The 18,804-nt window shown below is 66.4% G+C and carries 10 protein-coding genes, 3 rRNA genes and 1 pseudogene; all 14 read right to left on the reverse strand.

Annotated features, from left to right (window positions below):
• Positions 1 to 70: 70 nt before the first annotated feature.
• Entirely contained in the window at positions 71 to 1,840 is a 1,770-nt protein-coding gene (gene recN / locus U9J23_RS13400) for a DNA repair protein RecN (protein WP_059384121.1), read from the reverse strand.
• Position 1,841: 1 nt separating this feature from the next.
• Positions 1,842 to 2,786, reverse strand: coding sequence for an NAD kinase (locus U9J23_RS13405; RefSeq protein ID WP_059384120.1), 945 nt, complete (start codon positions 2,784 to 2,786; stop codon positions 1,842 to 1,844).
• The gene (locus tag U9J23_RS13410; protein ID WP_326598321.1) at positions 2,783 to 3,607 is read right to left on the reverse strand and encodes a TlyA family RNA methyltransferase; all 825 of its coding nucleotides are present in this window, start codon (positions 3,605 to 3,607) and stop codon (positions 2,783 to 2,785) included. Before U9J23_RS13410 ends, U9J23_RS13405 begins: the two co-directional genes overlap by 4 nt.
• A 1-nt stretch (position 3,608) precedes the next feature.
• A complete protein-coding gene (locus U9J23_RS13415) occupies positions 3,609 to 3,839 on the reverse strand; it encodes a hypothetical protein (protein ID WP_059384118.1) in 231 nt (76 codons plus the stop codon).
• A 52-nt stretch (positions 3,840 to 3,891) separates the two neighbouring features.
• Positions 3,892 to 4,920, reverse strand: coding sequence for an HAD-IIA family hydrolase (locus tag U9J23_RS13420; RefSeq protein ID WP_059384117.1), 1,029 nt, complete (start codon positions 4,918 to 4,920; stop codon positions 3,892 to 3,894).
• A pseudogene (locus tag U9J23_RS13425) lies at positions 4,917 to 5,828 on the reverse strand (tetratricopeptide repeat protein); the annotation flags it as partial. The gene U9J23_RS13420 and the pseudogene U9J23_RS13425, both read right to left, overlap by 4 nt.
• Before the next feature lie 572 nt (positions 5,829 to 6,400).
• Positions 6,401 to 6,517 (reverse strand): 5S ribosomal RNA (rrf, locus tag U9J23_RS13430).
• 114 nt (positions 6,518 to 6,631) lie between these two features.
• Positions 6,632 to 9,762: ribosomal RNA gene (locus U9J23_RS13435) — 23S ribosomal RNA — on the reverse strand.
• Between the two features lie 302 nt (positions 9,763 to 10,064).
• Positions 10,065 to 11,586 (reverse strand): 16S ribosomal RNA (locus U9J23_RS13440).
• The 16S, 23S and 5S rRNA genes sit together here, the layout of an rRNA operon.
• A gap of 468 nt (positions 11,587 to 12,054) precedes the next feature.
• Complete coding sequence (gene tyrS, locus U9J23_RS13445; protein ID WP_059381106.1) at positions 12,055 to 13,332, reverse strand: tyrosine--tRNA ligase; 1,278 nt, start codon at positions 13,330 to 13,332, stop codon at positions 12,055 to 12,057.
• A gap of 15 nt (positions 13,333 to 13,347) precedes the next feature.
• A complete protein-coding gene (locus tag U9J23_RS13450; protein ID WP_059381105.1) occupies positions 13,348 to 13,998 on the reverse strand; it encodes a DNA-3-methyladenine glycosylase in 651 nt (216 codons plus the stop codon).
• A complete protein-coding gene (locus U9J23_RS13455; protein ID WP_016692763.1) occupies positions 13,983 to 14,204 on the reverse strand; it encodes a Trm112 family protein in 222 nt (73 codons plus the stop codon). The genes U9J23_RS13450 and U9J23_RS13455 overlap by 16 nt, the downstream gene beginning before the upstream one ends.
• A gap of 39 nt (positions 14,205 to 14,243) precedes the next feature.
• The gene (locus U9J23_RS13460) at positions 14,244 to 17,228 is read right to left on the reverse strand and encodes an AMP-binding protein (RefSeq protein WP_085468324.1); all 2,985 of its coding nucleotides are present in this window, start codon (positions 17,226 to 17,228) and stop codon (positions 14,244 to 14,246) included.
• 153 nt (positions 17,229 to 17,381) lie between these two features.
• Positions 17,382 to 18,803, reverse strand: coding sequence for an argininosuccinate lyase (gene argH / locus U9J23_RS13465; protein WP_059381103.1), 1,422 nt, complete (start codon positions 18,801 to 18,803; stop codon positions 17,382 to 17,384).
• Position 18,804: the final 1 nt, after the last annotated feature.

An 18,804-nucleotide genomic window follows, 5' to 3' on the forward strand; every position in this document is an offset into this window, starting at 1 on the left:
CCGGTGAACGAGTGAGGTTGTGGAGGCGCGCCGGTAGTCGTGTGAACATCACCCCGGCGCGCCGGGCACGTCAGCCGGTGCGCTCCGCGTGGGCGACGGCCAGCAGTTCCTCGGCGTGGGCACGCCCGGTCTCGGTGTCGTCGAGCCCGGCGAGCATGCGGGCCAATTCGGTGACCCGCTCCTCCTCGCTGAGGGTGCGCACCCCGCTGCTGATCACCCCGGCCCGGTCGTCGACCTTGTCGACGACGAGATGGGTGTCGGCGAACGCAGCGACCTGCGGCAGGTGCGTGACCACGATGACCTGGTGGGTGCGCGACAGGCGCGCGAGACGACGGCCGATCTCGACGGCGGCGCGGCCGCCGACTCCGGCGTCGACCTCGTCGAAGACCATCGTCGCGCCGCGTTCGGAACCGGCGAGCACCACTTCGAGGGCGAGCATGACGCGGGAGAGCTCACCGCCGGACGCGCTGCGGGCGAGGGGGCGGGCCGGGGCGTCGCTGTGCGGGGCGAGCCGGAACTCCACCTCGTCGATCCCGGATTCGCCGGCGTGCAGGAGCCGGTCGCCGACCTGCAGCGGCGCGGTGTCGCTCGCGGTTGCCGCCCGGTCGGCGATGTGCACGTCGAGTACGGCGCGTCCCATCGCGAGGCCGGACAGTTCCTTGCTCACGGCCTTGGCGAGTTTGCCGGCGACCTTGTGCCGCGCCGTCGACAGGGCGGTGGCGGCTTCCGCGGTCGCGGCGGCCTCCGCGTCGACCTCGGCGGCGAGCTTGTCGATCGCCTCGGCGGAGACGTCGAGTCCGGACAGGCGTTCGCGGGCCTCGCGTGCCCATTCGAGGACGCCGTCGATGTCGGCGGCGTACTTGCGGGTGAGGTTCTTCAGTTCCGCCTGCCGGTTGAGCAGCGTCTCGAGGGCGCTGGGGTCGGACGGCAGGTCGGACAGGTAGGCGGAGATGTCGCCGGTGACGTCGGTGACCACCGCGATGGCCTCGCCGAGGCGGGGACCGAGCTCGCGCAGGGCGGGATCGTCGCAACCCTCGAGGCGGGCGCGGGCCTCGCCGAGCAGGTCGAGCGCCGCCGAGTACGCATCGGCGTCGCCGCTGTCGTCGCCGGCAAGGGCGTTGTGCGCGACGGTGGCCGCCTCGCGCAGCGAGTCGAGGTCGGACAGGCGCCGCACCTCGTCGACGATGCGGGTGTCCTCCCCCGGTTCGGGTGCGACGCGGTCGATCTCGTCGAGTCCGAAGTGCAGGCGGTCGGCCTCCTGTGCGAGCTCACGTGACCGTTCGGTGCGTTCCTGCAGTTCGGCGCGGGCATCGAGCCAGCGGCGCCGCCGGGTTCGGTAGCGGTCGAGCAGGCCGGCGACGGTCTTGCCGCCGAACCGGTCGAGCGCGGCGCGCTGCTCGTCGGGACGCAGCAGCCGCAATTGGTCGTTCTGGCCGTGCACGGTCAGCAACGGGCCGGTGAACTCGGACAGCACCCCCACCGGCACGCTGCGTCCGCCGAGGTGCGCGCGGGAGCGGCCGTCGCTGCCGACGGTGCGCACGGCGATGATGCTGCCGTCCTCGTCGCGCTGGGCGCCGGTGGACTCGAGCAGTTCGGCGATCTGCTGTTCGATGTGGCTGGGCGCCGGTTCGATCTCGAAGCGTCCCTCGACCACGGCGCGGTTGGCGCCGACCCGCACCCGGGTGGGGTCGGCGCGCACCCCGGAGAGCAGGTGCAGGCTCGTGACCACCATCGTCTTGCCGGCACCGGTCTCGCCGGTGAGTACCGTCAGTCCCCCGTGGAAGCGCGCGTACGCCTCGGAGATCACACCCAGGTTGTCGATCCGGATCTCTGCGAGCATCTCAGAGCTTCCTTCCCCGCCAGCCCTTCACCGGAAGTTCGAACTTGCGCACCATCCGATCCGCGAAGGGTGCCGAATCCAGCCGCACCCAGCGGACCGGATCGCATCCTCGCACCACCTCGAGCCTGGCACCGGCCGGGACGTCGATGATGCGGCGCCCGTCGCAGAAGACCACCCCGTCGTGGCCGCCGGCGAGGGTTTCGACCGCGATGATCGACTGGGGGCTGGTCACCAGCGGGCGCGCGAACAGTGCGTGGGCGTTGCTCGGGATCACCAGTAGCGCTTCGAGTTCGGGCCACACGATCGGTCCGCCGGCCGAGAAGGCGTAGGCCGTCGATCCTGTCGGGGTGGCGACGAGGACACCGTCGCAGCCGAACGAGGAGACGGGGCGGCCGTCGACCTCGAGCACCACTTCGAGCACGCCGAGGCGCGACTTGTTCTCGAGGCTCGCCTCGTTGAGCGCCCACCCGCGGTCGAGGATCTCGTCGTCCATCCGCACGGTCACGTCGAGGGTCATGCGCTGTTCGACGCGGTATTCGCGGCGCACCACCTGCATGAGCGCTTCCTCGAGGTGCTCGGCCTCGGACTCGGCGAGGAAACCGATGCGGCCGAGGTTGATACCGAGGACGGGCACCGCCGAGTACTGCGCGAATTCGGCGGCCCGGAGGAAACTGCCGTCGCCGCCGAGGACGATCACCATCTCGCATCCGGCGGCCGCTTCCGGTCCCGGTTCGACGACGCTGATGAAGCTGCCCGGCAGGGCGAGGACGCCGAGTCCGTTGCTCACCGCCTCGTCGTCGAGGGTGCGCAGACCGATACCGGCCTCGCCGAGGATCTTGGCGACCCGCAATGCGGTGCCTGCGATCTCGTCGCGCCCCGAATGGGAGACCAGCAGGATCTCCCGGCCCGATCGCGCCGCGTCGTCCGCGGCGGTCTCTTCGCTCACTGTGGTCCTTCCTGCACCGCACGCTCGATCAGTTCGATCACGGCTGGGTCGAGTTCCTCCGGCCCAGACTCCCCGGCCCGCAGCCACAGGAAGTACTCGACGTTCCCGGACGGCCCGGGCAGTGGGCTCGCCACTGCTCCGAGGGTGCGCAGGCCCTGACGCTGTGCTTCGCGCGCGACGTCGAGCACCGCCTCGGTGCGCAGCGCCTGGTCGCGCACCACGCCACCGCTGCCGACCCGGTCCTTGCCCACCTCGAACTGCGGTTTGACCATCGGTAGCAGGTCGCCGCCGGGGGCGACGCAGGCGACGAACGCCGGCAACACCAACTTCAGCGAGATGAACGACAGGTCTGCGACCACCAGGTCGACGCGCCCGCCGATCGTCTCCGCGTCGATGCTACGCACATTTGTTCGATCGATCACGTGGACACGCTCGTCGGACTGCAGGCGCCAGATCAGCTGGCCGTAGCCGACGTCCACGGCGACGACCTCCGCGGCACCCTCGTGCAACAGGACATCGGTGAATCCGCCGGTCGACGCGCCGGCGTCGAGGCAGCGACGCCCCGACACCTGCAAACCCTGCGGTGTGAACGCCTCGAGTGCGCCGAGGAGTTTGTGGGCGCCGCGGGACGCCCAGGAGACCTCGTCGCTCACCTCGGTGACGATCAACGGCGTGTTCGGTTCGACAGCGGTCGCCGGTTTGGAGGCCACGGTGCCGGCGATCAGCACCCGACCTGCGGCGATCAGTTCGCTGGCGTGCTCACGCGAGCGCGCCAGACCCCGCCGCACCAGTTCCGCGTCGACGCGTGCCCGGCGTGCCACGTCAGATCTTGTCCACGGTCGACAAGGCCTGCACGAGGACCTCGTGGGCACGTTCGAGCAGGTCGGCCTGCTCGAGCAGCACGGACTGGTCGGTGCTTGCGGCACCGGGGAGGGATGCGCCCTCGCGGACACGCGCCAGCAACGCGTCGACCTCCTCGCGGACGTGTGCGGGATCGACCGTGGGGCGTGCGCCGGGAAGGTGTTCGCCCGGACGTGGAATCGGCGTGCTCATCGCCGTCCACGCTAGTCGATGGGTGCGACCGGGCCACACCCTCCGGTGCGGATCAGACCGTCGCCGCCCACGTGTCCACGACGGACCGCGCACGCTCGTCCACCGGACGGACCTGCCCGAATCCGGGGTTGGCCCAGGCGATGTCGAGCAGACCCCGCAACGCCTCCATCGGATCGGCCGCCGACTGCGCGGCGGCGAGGTGAAGATCACCTCCGTCGACCGTGACGTCCCACGAGTCGTGCGGTGCCACACGGAGCAGGTCCGCCGGCTGGTCGAGGCTCGCGAGCGAGGCTGCGACGTAGGTCGGGCGCTGCTCGGCCGGAGCCCGCAGCAGGTCGTCGACGGTGCTGACCCCGGTCAGCACGAGCAGGGAATCCACACCGACGGCGTTGGCGCCTTCGATGTCGGTGTCCAACCGGTCACCGATGACGAGGGGACGACGGGCACCACCGCGGCGGATCGCGTCTTCGAGCAGCGGAGCTGCGGGTTTGCCCGCCACGATCGGGGTCGCGCCGGTGGCGTTGCGCACCGCCGCGACCATCGATCCGTTGCCGAGGACGAGTCCGCGCTCGGTGGGCAGGGTCGAGTCGACGTTGGTGGCCACCCACAGGGCGCCGGCGCGGACGGCGAGCGTCGCCTCCGCCAGGATCGCCCATCCGGAGTCCGGGGAATGCCCCTGCACCACCGCCACCGGATGCGCATCCGCGGACCGGACCGGGGTGAGGCCGACACCGGCCACCTCCTCGGCCAAGGCCTCGGTGCCGACGACGAGCACCGGCGCACCGGCCGGGAACCGCTCGGCGAGCAAGCGCGCAGCGGACTGCGAGCTCGTCACCACCGACGAGTCGTCGGCCGGGAAGCCGAGTTCCCGCAGGTGCAGCGCGACCTCCGAGGGTCGACGGCTGGCGTTGTTCGTCACGTACAGAACGGTGTCGTCCCCCGTGGCCAGCGCCTCGCGGGCACCCGGGACGGGTTCGGCACCCCGGTAGACGGTGCCGTCGAGATCGAGCAGCAGGACGTCGTAGATCCGACGCAGGCTGTCGCCGGAGGCCGTACCGGAAAGGTCGGTGCCGTCGGTCACGGCGCCTCTCCGGTGAGCTCCTCCACCCGCTCCTCGGCGTCGGTGACGCCTTCGATGTCGGCCGCTGCGGAATGCAGGAACCACTGCACGCCTTCTTCGGTCCGCCCGGCGGCGACGAGTGCGTCGGCGTAGGCGTAGAAGAGACGGGCGGCCGGCGTACCGGTCCGCTCCGGATCGAGATCGGGCGTCTGCAGGGTGACGACGGCCTGGTCGTACTGACCGAGATCCATACGGGCACCGGCGAGGACGATGCGCAGCTCCGTGGCCTCGTCGCCGGTCAGCTTGCGTGCTTCCTCGCTCCGCCCCAGTTCGAGAGCCTTCTCGGGACGTCCGAGGCCGCGCTCGCAATCGGCCATGACGGCCAGCAGCCCGGTACCACCGGACATGCGGCGTGCTGCGCGGAGTTCGGACAGCGCCTCCGCCCACTCACCGGCGTGGTAGGCGGTGATGCCGGCGGCCTCGCGGACGACCGCGATGCGGCCGGCGCGCTGACGTGCGGCGCGAGCATGGGTGAGCGCGGCGCGGGGATCGTCGTCGAGCAGGCGACCGGCCATCACCAGATGCCGGGCGACGGTGTTCGCGTTCGACTTGTCCAGGCTCAGCAGGTCGCGGCGGATCGTCGGATCGAGTTCGGAGGCCTCGACGTCCTCGGGGATGTCCGGCTCGTCCGGACGTGCGTCTCGACGCTGCGGTGCGATGCCTTCGCGCCCGCGACCCGGACCGAACCCGCCTTCGCCGCCACGACGACGGGGTGCTCCCTCGCTACGACGGTCGCCGGACTGGGGGCCACGGCGGTCGCCGGAATAGCCTCGCCGGTCGCCGCCACGCTGGTCACTGCCACCGCGATGGTCGCCACCACGACGATCGTCGCGGTTGCCGTAGCTGCGCTCACCGCGGGAACTGTCCGAACCCTGACGGGGACGGTCGCCGTACTGCCGACCACGGTCGTCGCCGCGGCTCGAACGGTCATCGTTGCGGCGGGGGCGGTCGTCGCCTCCGGAGCGTTCGCGGTAGGGACGGTCGGGACGGTCGCTGCGATTGGGACGAGCGTCGTCGCGGCCGCGATCCCGACGTTCGCCGCCCTGGAAGGAACGGCGGTCGTCGCTGCGCTGGGAGCGCTGGTCGTCGCTGCGCTGGGGTCGCCGGTCATCGCTGCGCTGGGGACGTCGATCGTCGCTCCGTTGCGGGCGCCGATCGTCACCGCGCTGCGGACGGTCGTCGCGGCCGGACGAACGTCCGGCGGATCCGTAGCCACCCTGCCGGCGGTCGTCGCCCCGTCCCCGCTCGTCGCGGTCGCGGGGTGCGCGCTCGCCGCGACTGTCGTCGGCGCGTTCCTCGCGTTCGTTCTTGCGGCCCGACCACGGAGTGGATCCTCCACTCCTGAAGGACCGACGTTCACCGTTGCCGTCGGACACAGAAAAATCCTCTCATGAAAACACGAAAGGGGACCCAAACGAGTGGGTCCCCTTTCGGAACGGGTGTTCGGCGGTGTCCTACTCTCCCACACCCTGTCGAGTGCAGTACCATCGGCGCAGACAGGCTTAGCTTCCGGGTTCGGAATGGGACCGGGCGTTTCCCTGTCGCTATGGCCGCCGTAACTCTATGAAACAGTAACCACGCAGACCTCTCGATAGCGTTCCGCCGCAGCAGAACTCGATCGGATATCTGTGTGTGTTGTTTCAGATACCGCACAGTGGACGCGTAACATCTTCGTGGTAAGTCCTCGGCCTATTAGTACCGGTCACCTCCACACATTGCTGTGCTTCCAGTTCCGGCCTATCAACCCGGTGGTCTGCCGGGGGCCTTACCCCTCGAGGGGGTGAGAAACCTCATCTTGGAACAGGCTTCCCGCTTAGATGCTTTCAGCGGTTATCCCTTCCGAACGTAGCCAACCAGCCATGCCCCTGGCGGGACAACTGGCACACCAGAGGTTCGTCCGTCCCGGTCCTCTCGTACTAGGGACAGCCTTCCTCAAGTTTCTAACGCGCGCGGCGGATAGAGACCGAACTGTCTCACGACGTTCTAAACCCAGCTCGCGTGCCGCTTTAATGGGCGAACAGCCCAACCCTTGGGACCTACTCCAGCCCCAGGATGCGACGAGCCGACATCGAGGTGCCAAACCATCCCGTCGATATGGACTCTTGGGGAAGATCAGCCTGTTATCCCCGGGGTACCTTTTATCCGTTGAGCGACACCGCTTCCACATGCCGGTGCCGGATCACTAGTCCCGACTTTCGTCCCTGCTCGACCTGTCAGTCTCACAGTCAAGCTCCCTTGTGCACTTGCACTCGACACCTGATTGCCAACCAGGCTGAGGGAACCTTTGGGCGCCTCCGTTACATTTTGGGAGGCAACCGCCCCAGTTAAACTACCCACCAGGCACTGTCCCTGAACCAGATCATGGTCCGAGGTTAGAGGTCCAATACGATCAGAGTGGTATTTCAACAACGACTCCACAACCACTGGCGTGGCCGCTTCACAGTCTCCCACCTATCCTACACAAACCGAACCGAACACCAATACCAAGCTATAGTGAAGGTCCCGGGGTCTTTTCGTCCTGCCGCGCGTAACGAGCATCTTTACTCGTAATGCAATTTCGCCGAGTCTGTGGTCGAGACAGCAGAGAAGTCGTTACGCCATTCGTGCAGGTCGGAACTTACCCGACAAGGAATTTCGCTACCTTAGGATGGTTATAGTTACCACCGCCGTTTACTGGGGCTTAAATTCTCAGCTTCGCCACCGAAGTGACTAACCGGTCCTCTTAACCTTCCAGCACCGGGCAGGCGTCAGTCCGTATACATCGTCTTACGACTTCGCACGGACCTGTGTTTTTAGTAAACAGTCGCTTCTCTCTGGTCTCTGCGACCACCCCCAGCTCAGAGTGCAAGACTCGTCACCGAGCGTGGTCCCCCTTCTCCCGAAGTTACGGGGGCATTTTGCCGAGTTCCTTAACCACAGTTCTCTCGATCGCCTCGGTATTCTCTACCTGACCACCTGTGTCGGTTTGGGGTACGGGCCGTGTACCAACTCACTAGAGGCTTTTCTCGGCAGCATAGGATCACTGAATTCCCCTCAACGGGTACGCATCACCTCTCAGGCTTGATGAATGGCGGATTTGCCTACCATTCGCCCTACCGGCTTACACCAGGTATTCCATCACCTGGCCCAGCTACCTTCCTGCGTCACCCCATCGCTTGACTACTACAATCAGGGTCCCGTGCAGCCAGCCCGCCGACTCCCGAAGGAGACGACCGACCTTTTGGACGGTTAGCACAACTGATTCGCCATTGGGCGCGGATACACGGGTACGGGAATATCAACCCGTTGTCCATCGACTACGCCTGTCGGCCTCGCCTTAGGTCCCGACTCACCCTGGGCGGATTAACCTGGCCCAGGAACCCTTGGTCATCCGGCGGACGAGTTTCTCACTCGTCTTTCGCTACTCATGCCTGCATTCTCACTCGCGTGGCCTCCACACCTGGATCACTCCGGCGCTTCCACGGCCACACGACGCTCCCCTACCCATCCACACACCTGGCCGACCCTCCGTGGAGAATCAGCGGGCTTGTGTGAATGCCGCGGCTTCGGCGGTGTACTTGAGCCCCGCTACATTGTCGGCGCAGGACCACTTGACCAGTGAGCTATTACGCACTCTTTCAAGGGTGGCTGCTTCTAAGCCAACCTCCTGGTTGTCTCAGCGATCCCACATCCTTTTCCACTTAGTACACGCTTAGGGGCCTTAGCCGGCGATCTGGGCTGTTTCCCTCTCGACTACGAAGCTTATCCCCCGCAGTCTCACTGCCGCGCTCTCACTCACCGGCATTCGGAGTTTGGCTGATTTCGGTAAGCTTGTGGGCCCCCTAGACCATCCAGTAGCTCTACCTCCGGTGAGAAACACGCGACGCTGCACCTAAATGCATTTCGGGGAGAACCAGCTATCACGGAGTTTGATTGGCCTTTCACCCCTACCCACAACTCATCCCCTCAGTTTTCAACCTAAGTGGGTTCGGGCCTCCACGACGTCTTACCGTCGCTTCACCCTGGCCATGGGTAGATCACTCCGCTTCGGGTCTAGAACATGCCACTGACTCGCCCTATTCGGACTCGCTTTCGCTACGGCTACCCCACACGGGTTAACCTCGCGACATGCCACTAACTCGCAGGCTCATTCTTCAAAAGGCACGCCATCACCCCCAACACCGAAGTGTTCGAAGGCTCTGACGGATTGTAAGCGCACGGTTTCAGGTACTATTTCACTCCCCTCCCGGGGTACTTTTCATCTTTCCCTCACGGTACTAGTCCGCTATCGGTCACCAGGGAGTATTCAGGCTTATCGGGTGGTCCCGACAGATTCACACCGGATTTCACGGGCCCGGTGCTACTCGGGTACTTTTCACGAGAGCCGGCAAGTTTTCGTCTACGGGATTCTCACCCTCTACGACAGGCCGTTCCAGACCACTTCGACTAACCAACCGGTTTCTTACTCTCGCCCGTCATGACAGTGACGGGAAGAAAAGCCCCACAACCCCACGGATGCAACGCCTGCCAGCTATCACACACCCATGGTTTAGCCTCATCCGCTTTCGCTCGCCACTACTCACGGAATCACATGTTGTTTTCTCTTCCTGTGGGTACTGAGATGTTTCACTTCCCCACGTTCCCTCCACACACCCTATATATTCAGGTGCGGGTAACACGACATCACTCGTGCTGGGTTTCCCCATTCGGAAATCCTCGGATCACAGCTCGGTTGACAGCTCCCCGAGGCATATCGCAGCCTCCCACGTCCTTCATCGGCTCCTGGTGCCAAGACATCCACCGTACGCTCATAAACACTTACAACAAAGATGCTCGCGTCCACTGTGCAGTTCTCAAACAACACACAACAACCCCTACCAACGCCGGCCACACGGCCAACCGTCTTCGTAAGTCATCGTCGCTGATCAAACACTCGCGTGTTCTCTCAGGACCCAACAGTGCACCGATATATCACCCACCAACCGACCGTGTAGCCGGCTGATATGCGGATGAGGTTGTCAGCGTTCCACCCATGAGCTTCTGCCGTTCCACCTGTGGGAACGAAACAGTCTCTGCCCGTGAGGACGTCACCTGTGTGACCCCTCGCCGGGAGAAGTGCTCCTTAGAAAGGAGGTGATCCAGCCGCACCTTCCGGTACGGCTACCTTGTTACGACTTCGTCCCAATCGCCGATCCCACCTTCGACGGCTCCCTCCCACAAGGGGTTAGGCCACCGGCTTCGGGTGTTACCGACTTTCATGACGTGACGGGCGGTGTGTACAAGGCCCGGGAACGTATTCACCGCAGCGTTGCTGATCTGCGATTACTAGCGACTCCGACTTCACGGGGTCGAGTTGCAGACCCCGATCCGAACTGAGACCGGCTTTAAGGGATTCGCTCCACCTCACGGTATCGCAGCCCTCTGTACCGACCATTGTAGCATGTGTGAAGCCCTGGACATAAGGGGCATGATGACTTGACGTCGTCCCCACCTTCCTCCGAGTTGACCCCGGCAGTCTCCTGCGAGTCCCCACCATTACGTGCTGGCAACACAGGACAAGGGTTGCGCTCGTTGCGGGACTTAACCCAACATCTCACGACACGAGCTGACGACAGCCATGCACCACCTGTCTACCGGCCACAAGGGAAACCACATCTCTGCAGTCGTCCGGTACATGTCAAACCCAGGTAAGGTTCTTCGCGTTGCATCGAATTAATCCACATGCTCCGCCGCTTGTGCGGGCCCCCGTCAATTCCTTTGAGTTTTAGCCTTGCGGCCGTACTCCCCAGGCGGGGCGCTTAATGCGTTGGCTACGGCACGGATCCCGTGGAAGGAAACCCACACCTAGCGCCCACCGTTTACGGCGTGGACTACCAGGGTATCTAATCCTGTTCGCTACCCACGCTTTCGCTCCTCAGCGTCAGTTACTGCCCAGAGACCCGCCTTCGCCACCGGTGTTCCTCCTGATATCTGCGCATTTCACCGCTACACCAGGAATTCCAGTCTCCCCTGCAGTACTCGAGTCTGCCCGTATCGCCTGCAAGCCCGCAGTTGAGCTGCGGGATTTCACAGACGACGCGACAAACCGCCTACGAGCTCTTTACGCCCAGTAATTCCGGACAACGCTCGCACCCTACGTATTACCGCGGCTGCTGGCACGTAGTTGGCCGGTGCTTCTTCTGCAGGTACCGTCACTTTCGCTTCGTCCCTGCTGAAAGAGGTTTACAACCCGAAGGCCGTCATCCCTCACGCGGCGTCGCTGCATCAGGCTTTCGCCCATTGTGCAATATTCCCCACTGCTGCCTCCCGTAGGAGTCTGGGCCGTGTCTCAGTCCCAGTGTGGCCGGTCGCCCTCTCAGGCCGGCTACCCGTCGTCGCCTTGGTAGGCCATTACCCCACCAACAAGCTGATAGGCCGCGGGCTCATCCTGCACCGAAAAACTTTCCACCCCTCGCCATGCAGCAAGAGGTCATATCCGGTATTAGACCCAGTTTCCCAGGCTTATCCCAGAGTGCAGGGCAGATCACCCACGTGTTACTCACCCGTTCGCCACTAATCCACCCAGCAAGCTGGGCTTCATCGTTCGACTTGCATGTGTTAAGCACGCCGCCAGCGTTCGTCCTGAGCCAGGATCAAACTCTCCGTTGAAGACTCACAATCACCCCGAAGGGGCAATCAGTCAAAGACATCGAGTCAAATCACTAGCATAAAAACTCAAACTAGCTAAACACTGGATCACCGCAGACGGAAGAATGCGATGTCCAGCAACAACCACCGAACAAAATTCGATGGCCGCACCAAAATTATTTGGCACTGACATTCATCGGCACACTGTTGAGTTCTCAAAGAACACGCGCACATCGTTACGTTTCCGGACACCTGTCCGGCTCGCTCCGAGGCAACCGTTCTAAGCTATCACATCCGAATTCAGGGCCGCAAATCGCTGCTTCCCGCCCTCTTCGGTGAGAGCCGATCGATGCGACATCGAACATGCCTGTTTCCGAACCTCTCGGTCCGGCTGGCTGTTCGGTGTCGCTCGAACGACGACTAAGTTACGCCGACGCTAACGAGCCGTCAAATCCGCTGGTCAGAGGCTCGCCAGCGTCGGCGACGGTGTCAGTCGCGGACGACTCGCACGCCGGCGAAGTTCCGCTTGCCTCGACGCAGCACCAGCCAGCGTCCGTGCAGCAGTTCTCCGTCGCGCGGGGTCCACTCCTCCGACGAGATGCGGACGTTATTGACCGATGCGCCGCCTTCCTTGACGGTGCGACGCGCGGCCCCCTTGCTCTCGCACAGACCCGACGCGACGAGCAGGTCGATGATCGTGTCCGGCTCGCCGGCGCGGAGCTCCGTCACGGACGCCTCGGTCAGTGCGGCGGCGAGCGTGGACTCGTCCAGCTCACCCAGCTCGCCTCGCCCGAACAGTGCACGGCTCGCCAACTCGACTGCGGCGGTGTTGTGCGCTCCGTGCACGAGCGTGGTCATCTCGGCTGCCAGTCGCTTCTGGGCCTCGCGTGCGTGCGGACGCTCCGTGGTGGCGGTCTCCAGCTCGGCGAGCTCGTCCTTGTCGAGGAAGGTGAACCAGCGCAGGTACTTCATGACGTCGGCGTCGGCCGCGTTGACGAAGTACTGGTACCAGGCGTACGGGCTGGTCATCTCCGGGTCGAGCCACAGACTTCCACCGCCGGTGGACTTGCCGAACTTCTTGCCGTCGGACGAGGTCACGAGCGGGACGGTCAGGGCGTGCACGCTCGCGCCGTCGGTACGACGGTTGAGCTCGACACCGGCGATGATGTTGCCCCACTGATCGGAACCACCGACCTGCAGCGCACATCCGTACTCGCGGCGCAGCTGCACGTAGTCGTTGGCCTGCAAGAGCATGTAGCTGAACTCGGTGTACGAGATGCCGTCACCCTCGAGTCGGCGCTTGACCGTGTCGCGGGCGAGCATCACGTTGATCGAGAAGTGCTTGCCGATATCGCGCAGGAAGTCGATCGCGGACAGCTTGCCGGTCCAGTCGAGGTTGTTCACGACCACGGCTCCCGTCGGGGAATCGTCGAAGTCGACGAACCGCTCGAGCTGCCCACGGATCCGCCCTGCCCATTCGGCGACGGTGTCGGCGGAGTTCATGGTGCGCTCCCCCACGTCCCGCGGGTCGCCGATCATGCCGGTCGCGCCACCCGCGAGAACGATGGGCCGATGGCCGGCGCGCTGGAAACGCTTGAGTGCGAGGAGCGGAACGAGGTGACCGGCGTGCAGGCTCGGGCCGGTCGGATCGAAACCGGCATAGAGGGTGATCGGACCCTTGTCGAGTTCGCCTCGAAGTGCGTCGAGATCGGTCGATTGCGCGATGAGCCCGCGCCAGGTCAGTTCGTCGAGAATGTGCTCAGTCACCGTTCGATCATCCCATCACGCCCGAGGGGCGGCGGGCGCGCGTGGGCTGCGCCGGTACGCGGAGACCCCGATCGCCCCGGGAACCCACAACCGCCACGGCCTGTCGGCCGCCACACTGATCCCCACCCGCGGACCTCGCGCGACCTCCCCGACCAGCGGTTCGGACGGAAGTTCCACCCGCACCCGAGCGTCTGACGCATCCACGTCGATGCCGTTGTCGGCCAGATCGAGGCCGAGCGCAGCAGCGAGATTGCCTGGACCACGCGCCAGATTCGCGAACGGTGTGCCGGGCGTGCGACGGGAACGGACGGCCTGCTCCCCCTCGACGACCTCGCCGCCGCGCAACAGCACTGCCGCTGCGGTGCCGTCGGGGCCGAGGGAGATGTTCGCGCAGAAGTGCAGCCCGTAGCTGCGGTAGACGTACAGATGGCCCGCAGGTCCGAACATGACGGAGTTGCGCGGGGTGGGTCCGCGGTACGAGTGCGCGGCCGGATCGGGCCACGGTCCGTCCTCGGGTCCGCCGTAGGCCTCGACCTCCGTCAGCAGGACGATGGTCTCCCCCACCCGGACGGTTGCTCCGAGCAGCGCCTCGGCGGCCTCGACCGGTTCGAGTCGTTCGAGTTCGCCGCGGACGGATCGACGATTGCGGCTCAGTCCGTGCTCCATCCGGCGACACCGCGTGCGGTGAAGTCCTCGTGCTCGGCGTCGGTGACCTCGCGGGCCTCGTCGACGAGGAGGACGGGGATGCCGTTCTCGATCGGATACGCCCGCCGCAGTCGCGGGTTGTACAGGACGGCGTCGTCGACGAGAAGCAACGGCCCCTTGTCCTCCGGACAGGCCAGAATGCTCAGCAACGTGGGATCGACAGCCACGGATGTCCTTTCGAAGGGCGGAACCGAACCGGACCCAGGCTACCGCGCTCCGGCGGGCGAACCGGCCGTGCCCGCCTTCCACGCCGTGGCCACGGCCTTGGTGAACCGCTTGTACGTCCCGGTCTCGGGGTTGAGGAACCAGGTGCGGACGGTGGGTACGGGCAACCCCTGTTCGCGCAGACGATCGGCGGACGGGCGGTAGGACGGGCCCAATGGGATGTCGGGCACGACGTGCACGAGATCGGGTCGTTCGTCGGCCGGGACCGAGTCGAACGCCGCCGTGATCTCGGCGGCGGTCGGGGCGCGGTTGCCCCGCAGCGTGCACGCGGCGACCGCGATGTCGCGGCCCCCTACCGAGATGCCGTAGGCGACGGCGAGATCGACGCGCGGGATCGACTCGAGCACATCGGCCACGCTCTGGGTGAAGACCGGGCCGTGGTAGGTGGGGATGACCGTCCGCCGACTGTCGAGCAGCCAGTAGTCACCGTCCGCATCGCGCCGGAACAGGTTGTCGGTGGGCACCCACACGTCGCCCGGTTCGAAGACGCCGCGCATCACACCGGTGATCGCCGAGGTGGCCGGGCCGGGCCGGCCGAGCAGCAACCCGACCTCGCCGACCTGCGCTTCCCGCACGAACCCTCGTTCGTCCTCGACGAGTCGGCCTGCGCCGGCGTCGTAGGCAGCGAGGCGTACGTCTGCGCTCCCGGGCAACGGCCGGCCCTTCGAGCCGATCTTCGAGCCGGAGACGTTCGCGAGTACGACGTTGCCCTCGGTCGACGCGTAGAACTCGAGAACCCGGGCGGGCTCGAACCGGTCGAGGGTGCGGCGCCACAGGCCCGGTGGCATGCCGGAACCGATGAACAACCGGATGGGATGGATGGCGTCGATGTGCAGCGACGGGCTGTCGAGCACCTCACGCATCATCGACCAGGTATAGGTGACGACGGTGACGCCGTAGCGGTGCACTTCGTCGCTGAAGAGCGACGGATTCAACCCGCGCGACAGTGCGATACGCGCCCCGCCCGCGAGCGCCCCGCCGAAACTGACCAGCAGACCGGACGAATGATGCAGGGGCGCAAGGCAGTACATGGTGTCACCGCGGCCGAGCGAGGCGGCGGTGGCGGTACCGAAGGCCGACAGCGCCCACCGGTAGTTGGTGACCCGCCGCACCGCCAGCGTGTCGCCACCACCGGAGAACAGGATGAATGCGAGTTCGCGCGCGAGTCCGGGATCGGGGACGTACCAGCCCGGCAGTTGCACGGAGGAGATGTCGAGTCGTTCGAGATCGACGACGTCGGCGCCGGGCTCGATGTCGAGGTCGCGGACGTCGCCGCCACCGAGGACCAGCACGGGAAGACCGGTCGCGACGGCCGCGTCGAGGTTCTCGGGATCGGCGACGATCTTTTCGACACCACCCAGTCGCACGGCCTCGGCGATGTCCGGTCCTGGCGGGATGAGGACGGAGACGCCGCCGAGGCGGGAGATCGCCGCGACCGCCGCCATCGCGCTGGGGCGCACATCCATGAGGATGCCGACGTGCATCGCGGGACGGATGCCGTTGTCGACGAGTCCGAGGACGATGTTGTCGATCCGCTGGTTCACGGCCTCGAAGGTGTAGACCCGGTCCTCGAAGATGAAGCACTCCCGCTTCGGCGACTTGCGGCCGATCTCGGCGAGCAGGCCGCCGACGGAGATACGGGTTCGCGGCTGGATCTGTCCGAGCCGCGCGAGGCGAGGCAATGCCCGTGCCGCTTCGCCGGTGAGATCGCGTGCACCGCGGACGGCACCGACCGCGACCCCGGCGAGCCCCTTGCCGAAATCCGTTCCGACATCGGCGAGGGTCGCGGCGGTGTGCGTGATGCGGGATGCGACCGAGACGCCGGTGCCCTCGTCGGTCGGGTTCGGCACGGCCATCGGCGTGATGCCGACGGGCCGGTCGCCGACGCCCTCGCGCCACTGCACCCATTCCCCGACCGACGGCCACGTCTGCTGGCCGGCGACACTGCCCACGACGAGTCCGAAATGACCTGCGCGCAAGGTGTATTCGTAGACCTCCGCGCGGGGTGCGGCCTTGCGGATGCCGCGCACGGCGAGCGGTTGCCCGATGTCGTCGACCTCGCCGACGAATGCGAGGACCGGGCAGGTGATCTCGGCGAGACTCACGGCCCGGTCGTTGATGACGAACCCACCGCTGACCATGCGGTTGTGGGCGATGAACTGGCGCAGTACCTCCGCGACGGCGGGACCGGACCACGCCACCCACCCCTCGGTGTCGAGGAATCGGCGCTGCGGCTCGCGCGGCAGCAGCGCCTCCCGGTCGTGGAGCTGGAGCAGGAAGTCGATGCGCGATCGCAGCGTCTTGACCGGATCGAGCAGCTGGAAGCCGGTGCGCGCCATCCATCCGGTGATCGCGAGGCGGTTGAAGACGTGGTCGGCGAGGAAGTCGGCGGAGTGGGTCGCGACGATCTCCGGGATCCCGAACGGCAGGGCGGCGAGGGTGTCGACCGGGCTGCCGAAGGTGATCAGGCTCGCGATGCCGCGGCTGCGCCGGTAGGCCGCGACCTGATAGCAGAACATGCCGCCCTGCGAGTACCCGCCGAGATGCACGTCGCGACCGGTGTAGGCACGGACGCAGTCGACGACCTCGTCGAGGGCGAGGATGTGATCGGTGAGGGTGCGCTTCCAGCCGCCCTCCTCCTGGTCGGGCGATCCGAAGTCCACGACCCACGGATCGAGACCCGCTTCGTGGAGACTGCCGACGGCGCCGGCGTCACGGGTGACGTCGTACACCTCGGCGGACACCATCATCGGTGGTACGAGAACGATGGGGATGCCCGTGGAGGCGGTGTCGGATTCGGGGAAGTACCGGCGGAGCCGGTACATGGAGGTGCGCTCGACGACCTGATAGGGCGACGACGACCGGCCGGGTTCGAGGCCGCCGAAGCGCAGGACTTCGAGACCGTTCTGGGCAGTGGCGACGAGCCGTCGCACCGACTCGGTCACTACATCGGCGTCCAGTCCCACGGTCCGCTCCCCTTCTCGACGATGTATCCGCACCGGTCCCCGGCACCTGCGGTTCTACACCGGTACCCGCTGCATGCCGAGAGTATGTGCCAGCCTGCCACACGGCCCTCGCCATCCCGGGCAACTCGGGGTGTGCCCGGGACGGCAGGCGTGTCAGGCGCGAACCCGGTCGCGCAGTTGTGCCGCGGCGTCGCGCACGCGGCCGAGCTGCTCGGCCACCCGCACGCCCGCGGTGCCGCCGCGAGCGTCGCGCGAGGCGATGGAGCCTTCGACGGTGAGCACTTCCCGCACCTGCGGGGTCAGTGCCGGATCGACACCGGCCAGCTCCTCGTCCGTGAGGTCCTCGAGGCCGACTCCGCGGCCTTCGGCGACCCGCACGCACGCCCCGGCCGCCTCGTGGGCGACGCGGAACGGCACACCCTGGCGGACCATCCACTCGGCGATGTCGGTCGCGAGGGTGAATCCGGCGGGTGCGAGCTCGGCCATGCGCTCGGTGTGGAAGGTCAGCGTCGAGACGAGGCCTGCGATCGCCGGGAGCAGCAGCTCGAGCTGTGCGACGGAGTCGAAGACCGGCTCCTTGTCCTCCTGCAGGTCGCGGTTGTAGGCCAACGGCTGCGCCTTGAGCGTGGCCAGCAGACCGGTGAGGTTGCCGATGAGGCGACCGGCCTTACCACGGGTGAGCTCGGAGACGTCCGGGTTCTTCTTCTGCGGCATGATCGACGATCCGGTCGACCATTCGTCCGCGAGGGTGACGTACCCGAACTCGGGGGTGCTCCACAGGATGATCTCTTCCGCCATGCGGGAGAGGTCGACGGCGATCTGCGCGAACACGAACGCCGCTTCCGCCGCGAAGTCGCGGGAGCTGGTGGCGTCGATCGAGTTGTCCGCCGCCGAGTCGAAGCCCAGGTCGGCCGCGATCGCGTCGGGGTCGAGACCGAGCGACGATCCGGCGAGCGCTCCCGACCCGTACGGCGAGACCGCCGCGCGCTTGTCGAAGTCGCGCAGCCGGTCGACGTCGCGCAGCAACGGATGCGCGTGGGCGAGCAGGTGGTGCGCGAGCAGCACGGGCTGCGCCGCCTGCAGGTGCGTCTTGCCCGGCATCACGGCATCGGGGTGCGCCGCGGCCTGGTCGGCGATCGCATCGACCACGTCGAGGACACCGTCGGCGATGCGCCGCGCGCTGTCGCGCAGCCACATGCGGAACAGCGTTGCGACCTGGTCGTTGCGGGAGCGGCCCGCGCGGAGCCGGCCGCCGACCTCGGGGCCGACCCGTTCGATGAGCCCCCGTTCGAGCGCGCCGTGCACGTCCTCGTCGGACTCGGCCGGGCCGAACGCACCGGAGGCCACATCGGCGGCGAGCCGGTCGAGGCCGTCGAGCATCGTGGCGAGGTCGTCGTCGGTGAGGAGTCCGGCGCGGTGCAGAACCTTGGCGTGGGCCTGCGAGGCGCGCACGTCGTACGGGGCCAGCGCCCAGTCGAAGTGCGTGGACTTGCTCAGCGCCGCCATGGCGGCGGCCGGTCCGGATGCGAACCGGCCGCCCCACAGGGCACCTTCGTTGGTGCCGTGAGCCGTCATG

It is taken from the genome of Rhodococcus sp. PD04 (assembly GCF_035918275.1).
GTDB classification, from domain to species: Bacteria; Actinomycetota; Actinomycetes; order Mycobacteriales; family Mycobacteriaceae; genus Rhodococcus; species Rhodococcus rhodochrous.

Excerpts from the sequence above, each read along its gene's own strand:
- argH (WP_059381103.1), bottom strand. The coding sequence starts at position 18,803 with ATGACGGCTCACGGCACCAACGAAGGTGCCCTGTGGGGCGGCCGGTTC.
- U9J23_RS13450 (WP_059381105.1), bottom strand. The coding sequence starts at position 13,998 with ATGGAGCACGGACTGAGCCGCAATCGTCGATCCGTCCGCGGCGAACTC.
- recN (WP_059384121.1), bottom strand. The coding sequence starts at position 1,840 with ATGCTCGCAGAGATCCGGATCGACAACCTGGGTGTGATCTCCGAGGCG.
- U9J23_RS13415 (WP_059384118.1), bottom strand. The coding sequence starts at position 3,839 with ATGAGCACGCCGATTCCACGTCCGGGCGAACACCTTCCCGGCGCACGC.